Consider the following 16,992-nt stretch of genomic DNA (forward strand, 5'->3'; position numbering starts at 1 on the left):
CACACTCGAGGGACACCCATGCCACGTCGCAGGTCCATGACCACTGTCGCCGCCATCGCGGCACTCGCGCTGGGAGCGACGCTCGTCAGCGGCGCCTCCGCCTCCGGATACGCGCCGTCGCATCACGGACCGACGCATCACAGCGACAGCGCACTCTCGCCGCGCACCCAGTTCGTGATGGCAGCAGATGGCTCGAGCGGCGCGAGGCAGGGCGGCGAGGGCATCCCCAACATCGACAGCGTGAAGTCGACCATCGCGAAGTACTACGGCGATCCGGGCACGGGCATCGCCTCGAAGACGGCGTCCCCGTACATCAGCGAGATGGCGTCGATCGTGTCGTCCGAGAAGCGGGCGCTCCGCTCGCTCTACGCCTCGTCGAAGCGGCACCACCAGAAGCCCGCGATCGTCTTCGACGCTGACGACACCACTCTCATGACGTACGACATGGAGGTGGCCGACATGCACTTCACGTTCGACCCCGCCGAGCAGGACGTCTGGGTGCAAGACGAACGGTTCCCGGCGACGCCGTCCATGGTGTCGTTCGTCGCGGCGGCGAAGAAGATGGGCTTCGCCGTCTTCGGCCTCACCGGCCGCAACGACGACCAGAAGGCGGCCACCCTCGCGAACCTCACCAAGGTCGGCTACACGGGATTCACCGCCGACAGGTTCTACACGAAGTGGACCGGGACGGGATCGTCGCAGCAGCCCTCGTACGTGACCTGCGCGACAGCCAAGTGCACGACCGTCGAGTACAAGGCGCTCACCCGCAAGCACATCGAGAGCCTCGGCTACGACATCGCCCTCAATGTCGGCGACCAGTGGTCTGACCTCCAGGGCGGGTACGCCGACCGGATCCTGAAGCTGCCGAACCCCACCTACTACCTGCCGTCGGCCGACCTTCCCGGCGTCTCGGAGCCCCGGCTGGCGCCGCGGACCCGCTTCACGATGAAGGCGGACGGCTCCAGCGGCCTGACCCAGGGCGGCGAGGGCATCCCCAACATCGACAGCGTGAAGTCGACCATCGCGAAGTACTACGGCGACACCGGCACGGGCATCTCGAACAAGACCACATCGCCGTACATCAGCGAGATGGCGGCTCTGGTGAAGCGGGAGATCCCGAAGGTCGCGTCGGAGTGCTACGCCGCCAGCGAGAAAGGCGAGAAGCCGGCGATCGTGCTCGACGCCGACGACACCACGCTGTGGACGTACGACATGGAGGTGGCCGACATGCACTTCACGTTCGACCCCGCCGAGCAGGACGTCTGGGTGCAAGACGAGCGCTTCCCCGCGACACCGAAGATGACGACGCTCACTCAGGTGGCGCAGGCCGCCGGGTGCACGCTGATCGGCCTCACCGGCCGCAACGACAACCAGAAGGCCGCCACGATCGCCAACCTCGCGAAGGTCGGCTACACCGGGTTCACCTCGGCGAACTACTACACGAAGTGGACCGGGGTCGGCTCGTCGCAGCAGCCGTCGTACGTCACGTGCGCCGCGGCCAAGTGCACGACGATCGAGTACAAGTCGCAGACCCGCGCCCACGTCGAGTCGAGCGCCGGCGGCGGGTACTACATCGTCGCGAACTACGGCGACCAGTTCAGCGACCTGATCGGCGGCCACGGCCGGGCGGTCAAGCTGCCGAACCCGACGTACTACCTGCCGTAGGCAGGAGCACGAGCGCAGCCCTGCCGAAGGCAGGAGCCCGGGTGCGGCCCACCGCACGTCGCGCCGTACCCCGGAAATCGCCTGGACGCCACCCGACGTAGGAGTCGAACTGTGTCATAACGTTCTCTCAGGGCAGCGATGCGCGCCGCCCGGAGAGACCGGGGGCTGGGATGCGTCGGAAGAGCGGCACGCGCAGAACGAGATCGGCGACCATGGTCGCGTTGGCCCTGGGCCTGGGGGTGATCAGCCTGGGAGCGCTCATGGCCGTTCCGGCCCCCGCCGAAGCCGCGGCGACCACGCGGATCGGCAGCATCAGCCTCGCCGCCCGCGGTCCGGACTCACCCCTCTCGAGGTTCTTCGCGGACGGCAGCGGCCTTCAGCTGAACACGGCGACCACGAGCGCCGGCATCAGCATGGGCGGAGGTTCGGGCCGTGACCGCTTCGGCTTCTCGATCGTGCCGCCGAAGGGCGACTACCTCCGTCCTGGCACGTTCTACGCCCGGCCCACCGGCACGGACGAGCCCGATCCGGCTGTGCCGTCGTACACGGTGGCGGTCGGCTCGATCACGACCGAGGCGGACCGCGCGGACATCATCGACCTGGCGTCCGATGCGAGCGGTCGCATCACCCGGTTCGACGTCGTCCTCGAGGGGATCGGCGAGTTCCGCCTCGGGCAGGACGAGGGGACGTCCGTGTCGATCGGGATGCGCCACATGGTCTTCCCGATGACGGCGCCGGGCGCCCCCATCCGCATGACGCAGACGCTCCACAACCGAAGCGCCGTGGGTCTGGCGCTCGGCGCGAAGGCGTTCTCCGGTCTGTCGAGGTCGTCGTTCGACTTTGGGAAGAGCGGCTGCCCGGTCGTGCTCGCGGCCGGCGCCACCTGCCGGTTCGACGTCGTCTTCGACCCGACGAAGGGCGGGCCGGCGCAGGCGACCCTGTCGATCCCGATCGGCTCGAAGACGCAGAAGGTCGCCGTCTCCGGACAGGGCATGCTCGGCACGACGCGCCTCCAGACCACCGGCGACGTGGCAGGCACGACGGTCGACGCCGCTGCCGCCGACGTCATCTGGTTCCGCGCCAGCGGCTGGTCGTTCATCGGGGTGGAGCCGTACGCGGAGCTCGGTGCGCCCAACCGGGGCTCGCAGCTGTACACCGTCCAGCTGCGGTCGGACACCTTCGGCACGCCCCTGGCCGTGGGAGTCCACAACACGACCCCGTTCAACGCCCTCGACCGCAGCCAGTACGGCACCTACGTTTCCGTCGACAACCGCGGGCCCTGCAGCGACAGCGAGGAAGGCACAGAGACGGTGCGCTCGTTCGCGGTCGACGACCGCGATCTTCCGACCGTCGCGGACGTCGAATTCGACCTGGCGTGCACGCCGGGTGCCGGCGGTCACCGCATCTCGGGTCGCTTCCAGTACCAGGCTCGAGACGACCTCACGCCGCCCGCCGCACCCACGGGGCTCGCGATCTCCGGCTCGAGGGCCACCTGGAAAGTGTCGAAATCTAGCGACGCGGTCGCCAGCGTGGCTCGGCTCGTCCAGGGCAACGGTGCGCGCGTAGGACCGAACAGCGGTATCTCGCTCTCGGCTGGCACTGCGACCAGCACCACCCTGCCGACCCTGAGGACGGGCGTCCGCTACACGATCGCGCTGTTCGCGGTCGACCGGGCCGGCAATGTCAGCCTTGCCGCAAAGAAGTCTCTCGGGACGGCGGCGCCCGTCGTCCGGGTACCCGGCGCCCCCGTAGTCCTCTCGGCAGCGAGCGGCAAGGGCAAGGTCACCGTCCATTTCAGGCCTCCCGCCTCCACGGGCGGATCGCCCATCACCCAGTACGTGGTGACGACCTCGGGCGGTCGGTCGGCGACGGGGACGCACAGCCCCATCGTGATCTCGGGCCTGCGGCACGACGCGAGCGTCTCGCTCAGCATGGTCGCTTACAACGCCGCCGGTCGCGGGGCGCAGGCATACATCGGCGTGCGGCATCCGAGCTAGAGCGCCCGGGCAGGAGTCCTCAGCTGACCGGGAACGGGGCCCCGTCGACAAGGGCCGGGCGCAGGAACTATCGAGCTCCAGTGAGCCTCGGCAGTCCGGGGCCGATGCTCGCCGCGCGGCCCCTCCAGCTGCCGAACCCGACGTACTACCTGCCGTGAGCGAGGACGCCCGAGTGGAGCTCCGGGCGTACCTCCCCGAGGATGCCGCCGCCACGCTCGCCGTGTTCCGGCGGGCAATCCGCGTGACGGCGGCGGGCGACTACACGCCGGCGCAGATCGAGGCGTGGGCGTCGGACGACATCGACGGCGGCGACTGGGCGGCCAGACGGCTGGCCTCCGCCACCGTCGTCGCCGTGGCGGAGGGCCGCGTCGTCGGGTTCAGCGATGTCGACGATTCCGGCTGCATCGACATGCTCTTCGTCGACCCCGCCGTGGCCCGACGGGGAGTCGCCTCCCGGCTGCTCGAGTCGCTCGGCGACGGCCCCCGGTCGGTGCACGCCAGCCGCACGGCGCGCCCGTTCTTCGAGCGGCATGGCTTCGTCGTCGTCGCCGAGGGGCGGCCGATCACCCGCGGCGTGGAGCTCGTGAACTACGTGATGGAGCGCCCCGCCGTCGGCAACTCAGGGTCGGTGCCGGGCGACGGCCCCTCGCCCGCCGACCCCGACGACGACAGCCCGCACCGCACCTGAGTTCTCGACGGGCACCCGGCGCCGCTCCCGCCCGGCCCCGGTGAAGCCCCGACAACTCAGGCCCGGTGCACGCGCCGCCGCCCCATCCGGGGCCGCCGGCGCGGATCCGGCGCACCGGGCCTGAATTGCCGAGACGGCTGCGCTAGACCGCCTTCTCCTGGATCCCCCACGGCGACCCGTACCCCTCGGGCGCCGGAGCGGCGAGCAGCGACAGGAACGGCCGCGCGTCGAACGCCTCCGGCCCGAGCACGCCGGCGCCGCTCCACACCCCCGTGGCCAGCAGCTCGAGCGCGATGACCGGGTTGATGGCGGTCTGCCAGACGACGGCCTGCGACGAGTACTCGGCCATCGTCTGCTCGTTGTCGACGACGTGGTAGAGGTAGGTGGAGCGCGGCTGGCCGTCCTTGCCGGTGCCTCGGACCCAGACGCCGGCGCAGGTCTTGCCCGACATCCTGTCGCCGAGGGTGGCCGGGTCGGGCAGGGCTGCGGCCACGACGTCGCGGGGCGACACTTCGACGCCCTTGACCGTCAGCGGCTTCGTCGAGTCCAGGCCGAGCTTGTGAAGGGTCTTCAGCACCTCGATGAACTCGTCGCCCAGGCCGTACTTGAAGGTCACGCGCTTGGCCTTCGTCCAGCGCGGCATGAGGAGCACCTCCTCGTGCTCGACGTTGACGCACTCGACCGGTCCGATGCCCTCGGGGAAGTCGAACACCTCGGGCTCCGAGAACGGCGCAGTCGTGTACCAGCCCCTGCCCTCCTCGAACACGACGGGCGGGTTGAGGCACTCCTCGATGGTGGTCCAGATCGAGAACGACGGCGCGAAGTCGTAGCCCTCGACGACGAGGTTGGCGCCGTCGCGCACGCCGAGCTCGTCGATCTCGTCGAAGAGCTCGTCTTCGGCGTAGCGGGCGAAGACGTCTGACAGGCCCGGTTCGACGCCGATTCCGACGAGCGCCAGCGATCCTGCGTCCTTCCAGGCCGAGGCGACGGCGAACTGGTCGTCTCCGAGCTTGACGCCGGTGTCGGTGTGCGGGTCGGTGGGGTGCGGGCTGGAGAGGCTCATCGCCATGTCGAGGTAGGTCGCACCGGCCTCGAAGCAGCCGTTGAAGATCGGCATGACGAAGCGCGGGTCGACGGCGTTCAGCACGTGGGTGATGCCGTGCGCGCGGATGAGCTCGGCGACCGACGACGCCGACGACGCGTCGACCTGGGCCGCGACGAGCCGCGGGTCGCCGACAGCCTCGACGAGCGAGGCCGGTCGGGCGGGGTCGTAGTCGGCGACGACGAGAGTGTCGAAGAAGTCGCGGCGGACGGCGATGCGCACGGCGGCGGAGCCGACGCCACCGGCGCCGACGATGAGGATCTTCATGGGGAGCTACTTCTCTGTGGGGGATGTCGGACCCGTGTGGCGGGTCCCGCGGATGGGCTTGCCGGTCTCGGCGTCGATGGCGATGGCGCCGGTCGGGAGGTTCGAGAGGTCCTGCGCGACCACGGTCGGGAAGTACCCGGAGTCGGGCATCCCGAAGTTGGCGACGACGCCCTCGCCCGGCGCGAGCACGTAGTCGGCGCGCTTGGTCAGGGTCTGGCCGCGGAAGAAGTCGGGCTTGCGCCACCGCCAGATCAGCATGAGCACGACCCCGACGAGAAGTCCGCCGACGCCGACGACCGCCTGGGCGCCGATCCCGAAGATGGTGATCGGCTTCTTGTCGGCGTCGGTCAGCCAGTCGGGCGCCGCGAAGGCGTAGACGCCGTAGACGAAGACGGCCAGCAGCATGACTCCGCCCAAGAAGGGGAAGATGCCGCGCATGATGATGTTGCGCGGCGACGAGAACAGCGTCTTTCGGTAGAACCACACGCAGGCGAAGCCGGTGAGGCCGTAGTAGAAGGCGATCATCAGGCCGATCGACCCGATCAGGGCGCTGAGCAGATTGACGCTGATGAGGGTGAAGATCAGGTAGAAGGCTACGGACGCGACGCCCATGCCGACGGTCGACCAGGTCGGCGTCAGGTACTTCGGGTGGATGCGCGCGAACTGCGCTGGGAGGGCCTTGTAGACGGCCATCGACAGCGAGGTGCGAGCCGTCGGCAGGATCGTCGTCTGGGTCGAGGCCGACGCGCTCGTGAGGATCGAGAAGCCGAGCAGGGCCATCAGGATGCTGCCCACGACGCCGCCGCCGAACAGGGTGGGGCCGACCGATGAGAAGACGTCGAGCGCGTTGTCCTCGTTCGCGAGGCCGATGCCCTTGTCGCCGACTCCGGCGAACGCGATCGTGGCGACCGCGACGAGCACGTAGGTGACGAGCAGCAGCACGGTCGAGATGATCGCGGCGCGGCCGGGGGTCTTCTCCGGGTCCTTCGTCTCCTCGTTGATGGAGACGGCCGTGTCCCACCCCCAGTAGATGAAGATGGCGGTGAGCATGGCGGGAGCGATGGTGCCGGGGCCGAGGGTGAACGGGTTGAGCCAGTCGAGCGACGGCGTCAGCGAGTACGACTCGGCGTTGCCCGTGTAGACCTTCACGAGCGCGAACACCGCGAAGAAGATCAGGATGACGACTTCGAACGCGAGCAGGAAGTACTGGAGGCGGGCCGAGACCTCGATGCCGCGGTAGCAGATGTAGGTCATGATCACGATCCAGGCGATGCCCGCCGCGGTCGACCAGAAGACGTTGGTCGACAGGGCAGCGACAGCCGGCAGCCCGAAGCTGCCGACGAACGTGAACGAGTACGACCCGGCGATCGAGGCGAGGTTCGCCATGACGATCACGTCGGCCACGATGATTCCCCAGCCGCCCATCCATCCGGTGATCGGCCCGAACGCTCGCGAGGCCCACGTGAAGGTGGTGCCGCAGTCCGGCTCCGCCTTGTTGAGCTCCTGATAGGCGACCGCGATCAGGTACATCGGGATGAACGCCAGCAGGATGATGCCGGGCGCGTGCACGCCCGCCACGAGCGTCCCGCCGATGACGATGTATCCGAGGCTCGCCGCCAGGCTGTAAGCCGGGGCGGTGGAGGCGACACCCACGACGACGCTCGAGACCAGCCCGAGTGAGCCCTCTTTCAGGCCTTTGGTGTCGACAGGTTGAGTGGTCGTCGCCACTGACGGTGCGGTCATCGTTTCTCCATCACGGTGCGTGAACAGCGAAGGGAAGAGCAGTTGGCCAACCCAATCGTTTCGGCCCGCGAAGCGTCAATGCCGTTCCGTCGCACAATGCGAAGGCCGGCTGCCAGATCGGCAACCGGCCCCGCATGGGCGTCGACCGCTACTCGACGGTCACGTCGACCGTCGCCGGGACGCCCGACTTCACGCCGGTCGCGATCACCGGGTAGGTGCCGGCCGTCGCCTTCTTCGGCACGGTGCCGCTGAGTACGAACGCGCCCGTGGCCGAGGCGGTCGCCGTCGTGGCCAGCTTGAGGCCCGAGACCGTCAGCTTCACCCGCTCGCCGGGGGCGAAGCCCGCTCCGCGCACGGTCACGATCCCGCCGGGCGTGGTCGCCCGAGCGGTCAGGGTCGGCGCGTAGGCGACCGTGGCCTTCGTGATGACTGCCTTGAGCGTCGTGGTGGCGCTGCCCGTGCCGTCGTCGGCGGTGACGGTCACCGTGTAGGTGCCGGGGGCGGCGTAGGTGTGGGAGCCCGTGACCGTTCCGTCGGCGACCGCCGCATCGGCCGTCGCGGAGCCGTCGCCCCAGTTCACGGTGGCGGCGTAGCTCTCCGACGCACCTCCCGCGACGGTGGCGAGCGCCTGCTTCACGCTGACCCCGGCTCGCGCCTGGATCGAGGCTCCTGCCTTCACGCTGAGCGCAGGAACTGCCTCCCGGGTCCCGTCCGTCGCGACCGCGAACACGTGGATCCGGCCCGTGCTCGTGACCGCACCCGTCTGCACCGGCAGCGTCAGCGACACGGCCTTCTTACCCTCCGGCAGGGTGAACGGCGCCGTGGCGTAGATCGCCGCGACCGCGTCGTCGCCCGGGGCACCGCCGTCGTAGCGTCCCTTCGAGGTGGCGACAACCGTGTTGCCGAACTGCGGCTTCGCCGCCGCGGCGGTCCAGTCGCCGAACTGGATGGGCATGTCGGCCGTCGAGCCGTCGTCGAAGGTCAGCGTGCCGACGGTGTCCTGCGCCTTCTCGTTGGCCGTGCCGATCACCGACAGCTGCGTCACGTCGTCGCCCAGCGAGAGGGGGATGACCTGGCCGGCGCCGGTGGCGTTGTCGGCCTGGCCCGGCGCGACGTCGGGCAGGTCGAAGGTGAGCGCAGTTCCTGCGACCTCGTTCGTCTCGCCCTGCACGAAGCCGGACTCGGCGAGCGACGCAGCCGAGAAGGCGTTGCCGAGGCCGTCGCAGTTGCCGCCGTGCCCGTCGGTCGCCAGGCAGGTGCTGTCGTAGGCGCCGGTGAGGCTGGGTGCCGTGCGCGAGACCGTGATGGTGGCGGTCGTCGACGCCATGCGGGTGCCGTCGGTCGCGGTGACGAGGACGGAGTACGCGCCGGGCTTCGCGAACATGTGCGAGGCGGCGATGTCGTACGAGCCGAGCTTCGACTTCGTCAGCGTGGCCGTCTGCGGGCCCTTCCCGTCGAGGAAGTCGACGGTGGCCGTCGAGGTCGCGGCGGTCGAGCCCGCGACGGATGCGACGGGTCCGTCGAAACGGCCGACCTCCGTCTTCGCGGACGCCTTCGGCGACACGGTGTAGCCGGCCTGAGTGGCCGTCGTGTCGGTCAGCAGCTCGACCTCGGAGAGCGTCGGCGCCGCTCCCGTCGTCGTTCCCGTGACGGTGAGGCGGTAGTGCAACAGAGCGCGGGGCTTCGCGATCTCGAACGGCCGCGTCTGCGTCTGCCACGGCCAGGTCTGCGCCGAGCGCTTGTCGACCGTCACCCACGTCTTGCCGTCGGAGGAGCCCTCGAGCTTCCACGACGTCGGGGAGTCGCCGTCGGCGCCGTTCGTCAGCGTGTACGAGTCGACCGTCGCCGGCCCCTCGTCGGAGTCGAACGTGATCGCCGGGTCGGACGTCGCGAACTCGACCGACGAGCGCGAGTTGTCGTCGGTGAGGGCCGTGACGTCGACGCCGTCGTTCGACGTGACCGTGCCGGAGCCCGCGGCGTCGACGAGCGGGACAGGCGTCGGCTCGGTCGGAGCGCTGCCCGCACCCCAGTTCGACGGGGTGGCGCTCATATCGAATCGGAGTGCGCCGCCCTTCGCGACGAGAGCGGCCGACAGCGTCGCGCTGGAGAGCGCCTTGCCGTTCAGAGTCGCCCCCTTCACGTAGACGTTCTTGGTCGAGTTGGCGGGAGCGTCGATCGTGAGGCGGTTGCCGCCGATCGGGCTGACCACGGCGTGCGTGAACAGCGGCGAGCCGATCTCGTACGAGTCGGACGCCAGTGCCAGCGGGTAGAAGCCGAGCGCCGAGAACAGGAACCACGACGACATCTCGCCGTTGTCCTCGTCGCCGGGGTAGCCCTGGCCGATGTCGCTGCCGACGAACAGGCGCCGGGTGATCTCGCGGACCGCGGCCTGCGTCTTCGACGGCGCACCGGCGGCGGCGTAGAGGTAGGGGATGTGGTGCGAGGGCTGGTTGCTCATGCCGAGCTGTCCCATGCGGACGTCGCGGGCTTCGAGCATCTCGTGGATCGTTCCGCCGTAGCCGCCGGGCTTGTCGGCCTTCTCGGGCGTCGCGAAGAACTCGTCGAGCTTCTTCACGAGACCGGCGTCGCCACCGTAGAGCGAGGCCAGGCCCTGCACGTCGAAGGGCGCGTGGAAGGCGAAGTTCCAGCCGTCGGTCTCGGTGTAGGCACCGCCCCACGAGCCGGGGTCGTAGTCTTTCGCGGCCTGCTGGAAGCTGCCGTCGGCGTTCTTCGCCTGGAAGAAGCCGATGGACGGGTCGAACAGCTCGACGTAGTGCTTCGCCTGCTCGAGGAAGTACGCCGACTCCTCGCGCAGCTGCGGCTTGCGGGCCGCCGGGACGGCCGGGTCTTTCGCGAGCTTCGCGGCCATCCGGCCGATCCCGTAGTCGTTGATGTAGCCCTCGAGCGCCCACGACACCGACTCGCCGGTGGACGACGGGGTGTAGCCCAGGAAGATGCTCGTATCGAGCCCCTTCCGCCCGGTGCCCGAGATCGGCGACAGCACGGTGGCGTTCTTGAGCGCGGCGTCGTAGGCCGACAGGGCGTCCTTCGTCGAGGCTCCCTTGAGGTAGGCGTCGGCGAACGCGACATCGGACGACGTGCCCGTCATGAGGTCGGCGTAGCCGGGGCTCGACCAGCGCGCGATCCACCCGGCGTCCTTGTACTGCTGCACGAAGCCGTCCATCAGCTCGCCCGCGAGCTTCGGGTAGAGCATCGAGTAGGCGGGCCAGGCGGTGCGGTAGGTGTCCCAGAAGCCGTTGTTGACGTAGACCTTGCCGGGCTTGACGACGGCGTTGGTCGTGGTCGCCGTGGCGTCGCCGACGGTGGCGGCGACCGGGCTGGCGTACTTGTACACGGGCTTCGCGACCGTGCCGGTGTTCTCGAACTGCGAGTTCGGGTACATGTTGAGGCGGTACAGGCTGCCGTAGGTGGTGGCCAGCTGGTCCGCCGTCGCGCCGCCGAGCGTGATCACCGAGAGCCGGTCGTTCCAGGCCTTCTGCGCCGCGGCGTGGACCGTGGCGAACGACCTGCTGCCGACCTCCTGCTGCAGGTTCTTCGCGGCCTGGGCCGCTGAGATGAACGAGGTGGCGACGCGTAGCACGACGGACTTGTCGCTCGACGTGTCGAAGCGGGCGTACTTCGCCGAGGTGCGGTCGCCGGCGGCTGCTCCGGAGGCGAGGGGGGCCCGGTCGAACCTGCCGCTGACGAACATGCGCGAGGCGCCGGCCGAGAGGCCGGACCCGCCGTCGACCCAGCCGCTCACGGTGCCGTCGTCAGCGACGGTGAGTCCGGACGTTCCTGCGACCCGATCGACCAGGACACTGCCCGTCGACCCGGTGAAACCGAACCGCATGACAGCGGCGTGGTCGGTGGGGGTCACCTCGGCCGTGATGCCGTCGGTGAACTTCACCGAGTACAGGTCGGGGCGGGCCGTCTCGTCGTCGTGGCGGAACTCGAGCGCGCGGGTCTTCAGCGTCGCGTCGGGGGTGCCGGTCTGCGCGGACGGGAGGAAGGCGAGCTGGTTGCGGTCGCCCATCCACGGGCTCGGCTCGTGCGAGACGCCGATGCCCTCGAGCGTGGGCAGGTTCTTCGCGTCGTTGGTCGAGGCGTAGTCGTAGAGCCAGGTCTGCGACGAGGCGTCGGTCATCGGCGTCCAGAAGTTGAAGCCGTTGGGCACGGCTGCCGCCGGGAAGTTGTTGCCGCGCGAGAAGCTCCCCGACGAGTTGGTGCCGCGGCGGGTGTCGACGTAGCTGACGAGGCCCGCGCCGGTGGCCGCCTTCGGGGCGTTCGCCACCGCGATGTCGTCGACCCACCCGGCGAACTCGGTCTTCGACGTGCCCGCCGGGTTCGAGTAGCTGAGCAGCACCTTCGTGACCGTCTTGCCGGCGAGCGAGCCGAGATCGATCTTCACGGAGTTCCACTGGTCGGCGTAGAGGATCTTCGACGTGCCCTGCGCGGCGGCCGAGATGCCGTCGCCGTGGCCGTCGACGAGGCCGTACGACGCGTCGCTCACGCGCGTGCCGTCGCTCAGCTCGAGGTCGACCGAGACGTAGGTGGCGGGGTACTGCAGGTCGGCGCCCAGCTCCGGGAAGACCTTGTAGCTGAGCTGGGTGCGTGTTCCGAGGCGAAGCGACTGGTCGGCGAAGAGCACCGTCGTGCCGCTGGCCGCCGCTGCCGACTGCGAGCCGCCGTACGACAGCGAGCGCGTGCCCGTGAAGCCGGCACCGGACTTCATGTTGGGGCCTTCCGTCGGGCCGGCACCGGTCTTCGCCGTGAAGTCGGCGAGGTGGGTCGGGGTGCCGATCGGGGTCGGCGTCGGCTGCGCGTCGCCCGTCTCGAACGAGGTGTGGAAGTCGGCGGCGGGTTTCGGGGTCGTGGTGGCGGGGGCTGCCATGGCGAGCGACCCTCCGCTCACGACCAGGGCCAGCGCGGTCACGGCTACGGCCGCGGCTCTGAAGGGCGAATTGGACGTCATCGTCGTGTGTCTCCGTGTGATCGGCGGATGCGACTCGACTGCCCTGGTTATGACAGCGTTGTCACGGTCCTCTAGTTCTACCCCCGTTCGGGTGGCACGTCAAGGGCGGGTGCGAGGGCGCGGCGAAACGCGCTACAGCGACCCGACAGGCAGCGCCAGCGAGATCTCGAGCGTGCGGCGCATCAGCTCGGCCCGCTCGGCGGCGGTGCGGTAGCCGACGAGCGAGTAGGCGGTCGTCGAGTCGATGAGGGCCAGGAACTGCATGGCCACGAGATCCGGGGCGACGTCGGCGAACTGGCCTGCGGCGATCCCCGCCTCGACGACGCGGGCGATGGTGTCGTTCCAGCCCTCCATGTTCGTGCGGGCGGCAGCCGCGAGCGGCGCATTGTGGCGGCCGAGGCTCCACGCATCCGCCCACACGGAGTTGTAGTCGTCGTGGGTGTCTTGCAGGAGCGACTCGACGAGCATGGTCAGGGTCTCGAGCGGTGAGGCGCCCGCGGCGATGGAGCGGTCGATGTCGGCGGCGGCGGCCTGGAGCTCGTCGGTGGCGAGCACCTCGAAGGTGCGCGCGATGAGGGCGCTCATCGAGGGCTCGTGCTGGGCGACGTCACCGGGCGAGACACCGGCGGTCGCGGCGAGACGCCGGAGGGTGATCCCGGAGAGCCCGGACGTGAAGGCGATCTGCCTGGCGGCAGCATCGATGGCGGAGCGGCCGTCAGAGCTGCCCCCCGACAGCTGAGTGGTGGTCGACATGGGCATGATTCTAAAGTCACGGCGCCGGCCTCCCCCACCCCCAGTCGGTGTGCGACCCGTCTGCGGGTCGTGCGGAATAGTGGCCGCGGCCAGGCGTTGACCAGTAACATGCGTATGCATAGAAAAGGGGATCCCATGGCCACCGCCACCAATCCGGACCGCATCCTGCCCGAGATCGACCCGTCGACGATCGAGCTCGGCCTCGACACCTTCGGCGACGTCACCGAGAAGCCCGGGTCGACCGACCTCGTGTCGCATGCCCAGGCGATCCGCGACCTGGTCGACCAGGCCGTCCTCGCCGACGAGGTCGGCATCGACTTCATCGGCGTCGGCGAGCACCACCGCATCGACTTCGCCGTCTCCGCCCCCGAGGTCGTGCTCGGCGCCATCGCGGCCCGCACGAAGCGCATCCGCCTCGGGTCTGCCGTCACGGTGCTGTCGTCCGACGACCCGGTACGCGTCTTCGAGCGCTTCTCGACCGTCGACGCCCTGTCGATCGGGCGTGCCGAGGTCATCCTGGGACGCGGCTCGTTCACCGAGTCGTTCCCCCTCTTCGGCCTCGACCTCGCCGACTACGAGGCGCTCTTTGAGGAGAAGATCGAGCTCTTCGCCGAGCTGCTCAAAGACGCCCCGGTCAGCTGGTCCGGCACCAAGCGCGGCGCCCTCCACGAGCAGTGGGTCTACCCGCGGCCCGAGAGCGGCACGATCACGACCTGGGTCGGCGTCGGAGGCTCACCGCAGTCGGTGATCCGCGCCGCGCACTACGGCCTGCCGCTCTTCCTCGCGATCATCGGCGGCAGCCCCGCCCAGTTCGCTCCGTACGCCGACCTCTACCGACGCGCGCTCGTCGAGTTCGGCCGGGCGCCGCAGCCGATCGCCATGCACTCCCCCGGCTTCATCGCCGCGACCGACGACGAGGCCCTCGACACGCTGTATCCGTACCAGTCGGCCCAGACGGCGCAGCTCGGCCGGGAGCGCGGCTGGCCGCCGCCCACGCACGAGCAGTACCTGCAGCAGGCCGCCCCGGACGGCGCGCTCTACGTCGGCTCGCCCGAGACGGTCGCCCGCAAGATCGCGCACAACATGCGCCTGCTCGGAGCCACCCGCTTCGACATGCGCTACAGCATGGGCACCCTCCCGCACCCCGAGATGATGAAGAGCATCGAGCTGTACGGCCGCGAGGTCGCGCCGATGGTGCGCGAGCTGATGGCGTCGCCCGTCCCGGCCTAGCCCTTCGCGGGCGCAGGAACTCGCCGCCCGCCGATTCGGCCCCGCCCCGCTTGACCGGCACCGCTCCCCCGCCGATTCGGCTCAGGCCCGCCTTTGTTCGGGCGGGTCCGTGCCGTTTCGGCGGGACCTACTCCGTGCCGCCTCCGCGGGACCCACTCTGTGCCGCCTCGGCGGGCGTACTCCGCACCGATTCGGCGGGACCTACTCCGTCGAGGCGACCGGACGCCGCCGGCGCACGGCGGACGCCCCGAGCACGGCGCACACGACGATGCCGACGACGCCGAGCACCACGCCGCCCTGCTGCTGGTCGGCGACGGGGGCCGAGCCCCACGTCCGCCCCATCGCCCCGAACCAGGAGGCCAGGCGGAGTCCGGGCGAGACGCTGAGCACGGCGCCGACGGCGAGCACGGCGGCTCCGACGAGAGCGGCGAGCGAGACTCGCACACCGAAGCCCGCCCGCAGCGGCACGGGATCGACGCCGACCAGCGCCTGCACGAACAGCCAGCCCGAGAGCAGCAGCCCGAGCACGAGCGAGAAGTGGCCGAGCTCGGTCGAGACGGTCCAGCGGAGCAGCGGCCATACGGCGGCCCACAGGCCCAGCGCGAGGAGCGGCCCGCCGACGAACGGGTGGGTCAGGCGAGCGGCGACCCTGGACTGCACGACGAGCAGCGTCCACTCGCGGGGTCCACGGCTGCCGTCGGCCCGCTTCGCCATGGCGCGCAGAGCGAGGGTCCACGGGGCGGCGGGCACGAGCAGGGCCGGCACGACGAGCCCGACCAGCACGATCTGCAGGAGGTGCGCGCTCATCAGGTAGCGGTCGTAGACGTTGACCGCGGCGCTCGTCGCGTACGCGAGCACGAGCAGGCCGACGCCCCAGCAGATCGTGCGCTGCAGCGGCCAGGTCTCGCCCCGGCGGCGCAGCCGGATCACGCCGGCGAGGTAGAACGCGAACAGGAAGACCGCCCCGAGCAGCCACACCAGGTCGACGTTCCACGCCGTGAGCCACGCCCCGGGCGTGAACGGACCGGGCAGCTTCCCGTCGGTCAGCACCTCGGCGGGCGTCAGGTCGGCCGTGTCGGCGGCCGCCGTCTGCGCGACGGGCGTCTCGGTGCGCGATAGCGCGGCCGCGATGCCCGAGGCGGAACCGAGAAACGCGATCTCGGCGGCGACGAACCACCAGAACGGCCCCCGGGCCAGGGCGCGGTCGGCCATCCGCCCGACGACGACGCGCCGATGCACCACGCCGAAGAGACCGAGGACGACGAGCACCACCGACTTCGCGACGACGAGGAGCCCGTAGGCGGAGCCGACCTCCGACCATCCGCCGATCCGGATCTGCGCGCTGACCACTCCCGAGACTGCGACGATGACGAAGCAGACGAGCGCGATGGACGAGTACCGTCCCAGGACGACCGCGAGCCGCCGCTCGAGCACGGACCGCAGCAGCACCAGCGCGAGCAGGCCGCCGAGCCAGACGGCCGCCCCCTCGACGTGGATGCCCAGCGCCGTGACGGCGGCGGCGTGCGATGCGGTGCCGGCGGCATGTCCCTGCTGGGCGATCGGAATCAGCCCTGCCGCCGCGACGACGGCGACGACGAAGACGGCCGTGACCCCGCGGACGGCGAAGCAGAGCACTGTCACGAGCGCGGCGATCAGAGTCGACACGAGCCAGGCGAGGCCGAGATCGGTACCGGTCAGGAAGAACGCGAGCGACTGGCCGAACTTCTCGTCGAGCGTCACCTGCACGTTCGCGACGCTGAGGAACGTGAAGAAGCCGGTCGCTGCCGAGGCGATCGTCCAGAAGAGGGCGCCGGCCGACGCGATGTCGAGAGCCCGCCCCCACTCCGGCCGATCGGCGCTGAGGCAGAAGCAGGCGACGGCCAGCGTGCCGATGGTCAGCGACGCCCCGATCTCAGAGAGGAACGTGGCGATCGGCAGACCGAAGCGGACGGTCGCACCCGGGTCGGCGAGGGCGAGCGGAGCCGCGGCACCGCCGGCCTGGAGGGCGATGATGAGGGAGGCGAGCCCCACGACGATCAACAGTGCCGGCGCGGCGAGACGAGAGAAGCGGGGCACCGCATAAGCCTAACCGGGCGCAAATGAAGGGGCGGATCACGACCTGAGTCGTGATCCGCCCCTTCGAACGGTGCTGATGTGTACCGGTGCTGATGTCTACTTGACGGAAGCCTTGAGCTTCGAGCCGGCGCTGACCTTGACACTGTCGCTGGCGGCGATCTCGAGAGCCTCGCCGGTCTGCGGGTTGCGGCCGGTGCGAGCGGCGCGGTGCGTCTTCTCGAACGCGATCCATCCGGGGATGGTGACCTTCGTGCCGTCGGCGACGTTCTTGGAGACGACGGCGAAGAGAGCGTCGACGACGCCGCTCACTGCGGCCTGGCTCTGGCCGGACTCAGCGGCGACAGCTGCAACGAGCTCGGTGCGGTTCAGTGACTTGTCAGCCATTATTTGTCCTCCTCGGACACGATTCGAAAGCACATGCTTATTTGGCGCCCGCCGCGTAAACGGCGGTCGGCGGCCCTACACGGGCAAAACCCCTGTAGAACCGCCTCAGAAC

At 70.0% G+C, this 16,992-nt stretch carries 10 protein-coding genes; 4 read left to right on the forward strand and 6 right to left on the reverse strand.

Features of this window, described 5'->3' with window-relative positions; all coding sequences use genetic code 11:
• The first annotated feature begins 18 nt into the window (after positions 1–18).
• The 3 genes from EDF46_RS08290 to EDF46_RS08300 all read left to right on the forward strand — a co-directional run bounded on the left by EDF46_RS08290 (position 19) and on the right by EDF46_RS08300 (position 4,350).
• Entirely contained in the window at positions 19–1,665 is a 1,647-nt protein-coding gene (locus EDF46_RS08290; protein WP_123505783.1) for an HAD family acid phosphatase, read from the forward strand.
• A gap of 212 nt (positions 1,666–1,877) precedes the next feature.
• A complete protein-coding gene (locus EDF46_RS08295) occupies positions 1,878–3,662 on the forward strand; it encodes a fibronectin type III domain-containing protein (protein WP_123505784.1) in 1,785 nt (594 codons plus the stop codon).
• Positions 3,663–3,816: 154 nt separating this feature from the next.
• Positions 3,817–4,350 carry a GNAT family N-acetyltransferase gene (locus EDF46_RS08300; RefSeq protein WP_123505785.1) on the forward strand — a complete coding sequence of 178 codons (534 nt, stop codon included), beginning with the start codon at positions 3,817–3,819 and terminating at the stop codon, positions 4,348–4,350.
• Between the two features lie 142 nt (positions 4,351–4,492).
• Here EDF46_RS08300 and EDF46_RS08305 read toward each other — a convergent pair whose 3' ends face one another.
• The 4 genes from EDF46_RS08305 to EDF46_RS08320 all read right to left on the reverse strand — a co-directional run bounded on the left by EDF46_RS08305 (position 4,493) and on the right by EDF46_RS08320 (position 13,190).
• Entirely contained in the window at positions 4,493–5,719 is a 1,227-nt protein-coding gene (locus EDF46_RS08305) for a saccharopine dehydrogenase family protein (RefSeq protein ID WP_123505786.1), read from the reverse strand.
• Between the two features lie 6 nt (positions 5,720–5,725).
• Positions 5,726–7,462, reverse strand: coding sequence for an APC family permease (locus EDF46_RS08310; RefSeq protein ID WP_123505787.1), 1,737 nt, complete (start codon positions 7,460–7,462; stop codon positions 5,726–5,728).
• 148 nt (positions 7,463–7,610) lie between these two features.
• Positions 7,611–12,437 carry a GH92 family glycosyl hydrolase gene (locus tag EDF46_RS08315; RefSeq protein WP_233579940.1) on the reverse strand — a complete coding sequence of 1,609 codons (4,827 nt, stop codon included), beginning with the start codon at positions 12,435–12,437 and terminating at the stop codon, positions 7,611–7,613.
• 132 nt (positions 12,438–12,569) lie between these two features.
• A complete protein-coding gene (locus EDF46_RS08320; protein WP_158614190.1) occupies positions 12,570–13,190 on the reverse strand; it encodes a TetR family transcriptional regulator C-terminal domain-containing protein in 621 nt (206 codons plus the stop codon).
• A gap of 135 nt (positions 13,191–13,325) precedes the next feature.
• Here EDF46_RS08320 and EDF46_RS08325 point away from each other — a divergent pair, with 135 nt between their 5' ends.
• Positions 13,326–14,420, forward strand: a complete 1,095-nt coding sequence (locus EDF46_RS08325) for an LLM class flavin-dependent oxidoreductase (protein WP_123505788.1) — start codon at positions 13,326–13,328, stop codon at positions 14,418–14,420.
• Positions 14,421–14,621: 201 nt separating this feature from the next.
• Here EDF46_RS08325 and EDF46_RS08330 read toward each other — a convergent pair whose 3' ends face one another.
• Both EDF46_RS08330 and EDF46_RS08335 read right to left on the reverse strand, forming a co-directional pair.
• Complete coding sequence (locus tag EDF46_RS08330; RefSeq protein ID WP_123505789.1) at positions 14,622–16,496, reverse strand: cytochrome c oxidase assembly protein; 1,875 nt, start codon at positions 16,494–16,496, stop codon at positions 14,622–14,624.
• Between the two features lie 96 nt (positions 16,497–16,592).
• Complete coding sequence (locus tag EDF46_RS08335; protein WP_123505790.1) at positions 16,593–16,880, reverse strand: HU family DNA-binding protein; 288 nt, start codon at positions 16,878–16,880, stop codon at positions 16,593–16,595.
• Positions 16,881–16,992 lie beyond the last annotated feature (112 nt).

The organism is Frondihabitans sp. PhB188 (assembly GCF_003752365.1).
In the GTDB taxonomy this organism is placed as follows: Bacteria; Actinomycetota; Actinomycetes; order Actinomycetales; family Microbacteriaceae; genus Frondihabitans.

What these genes read in the sequence shown, in the direction of transcription:
- EDF46_RS08335 (WP_123505790.1), bottom strand. Translation starts at nt 16,880, where the DNA reads ATGGCTGACAAGTCACTGAACCGCACCGAGCTCGTTGCAGCTGTCGCC.
- EDF46_RS08315 (WP_233579940.1), bottom strand. Translation starts at nt 12,437, where the DNA reads ATGACGTCCAATTCGCCCTTCAGAGCCGCGGCCGTAGCCGTGACCGCG.
- EDF46_RS08305 (WP_123505786.1), bottom strand. Translation starts at nt 5,719, where the DNA reads ATGAAGATCCTCATCGTCGGCGCCGGTGGCGTCGGCTCCGCCGCCGTG.
- EDF46_RS08320 (WP_158614190.1), bottom strand. Translation starts at nt 13,190, where the DNA reads ATGTCGACCACCACTCAGCTGTCGGGGGGCAGCTCTGACGGCCGCTCC.
- EDF46_RS08295 (WP_123505784.1), top strand. Translation starts at nt 1,878, where the DNA reads ATGGTCGCGTTGGCCCTGGGCCTGGGGGTGATCAGCCTGGGAGCGCTC.
- EDF46_RS08290 (WP_123505783.1), top strand. Translation starts at nt 19, where the DNA reads ATGCCACGTCGCAGGTCCATGACCACTGTCGCCGCCATCGCGGCACTC.
- EDF46_RS08325 (WP_123505788.1), top strand. Translation starts at nt 13,326, where the DNA reads ATGGCCACCGCCACCAATCCGGACCGCATCCTGCCCGAGATCGACCCG.
- EDF46_RS08310 (WP_123505787.1), bottom strand. Translation starts at nt 7,462, where the DNA reads ATGACCGCACCGTCAGTGGCGACGACCACTCAACCTGTCGACACCAAA.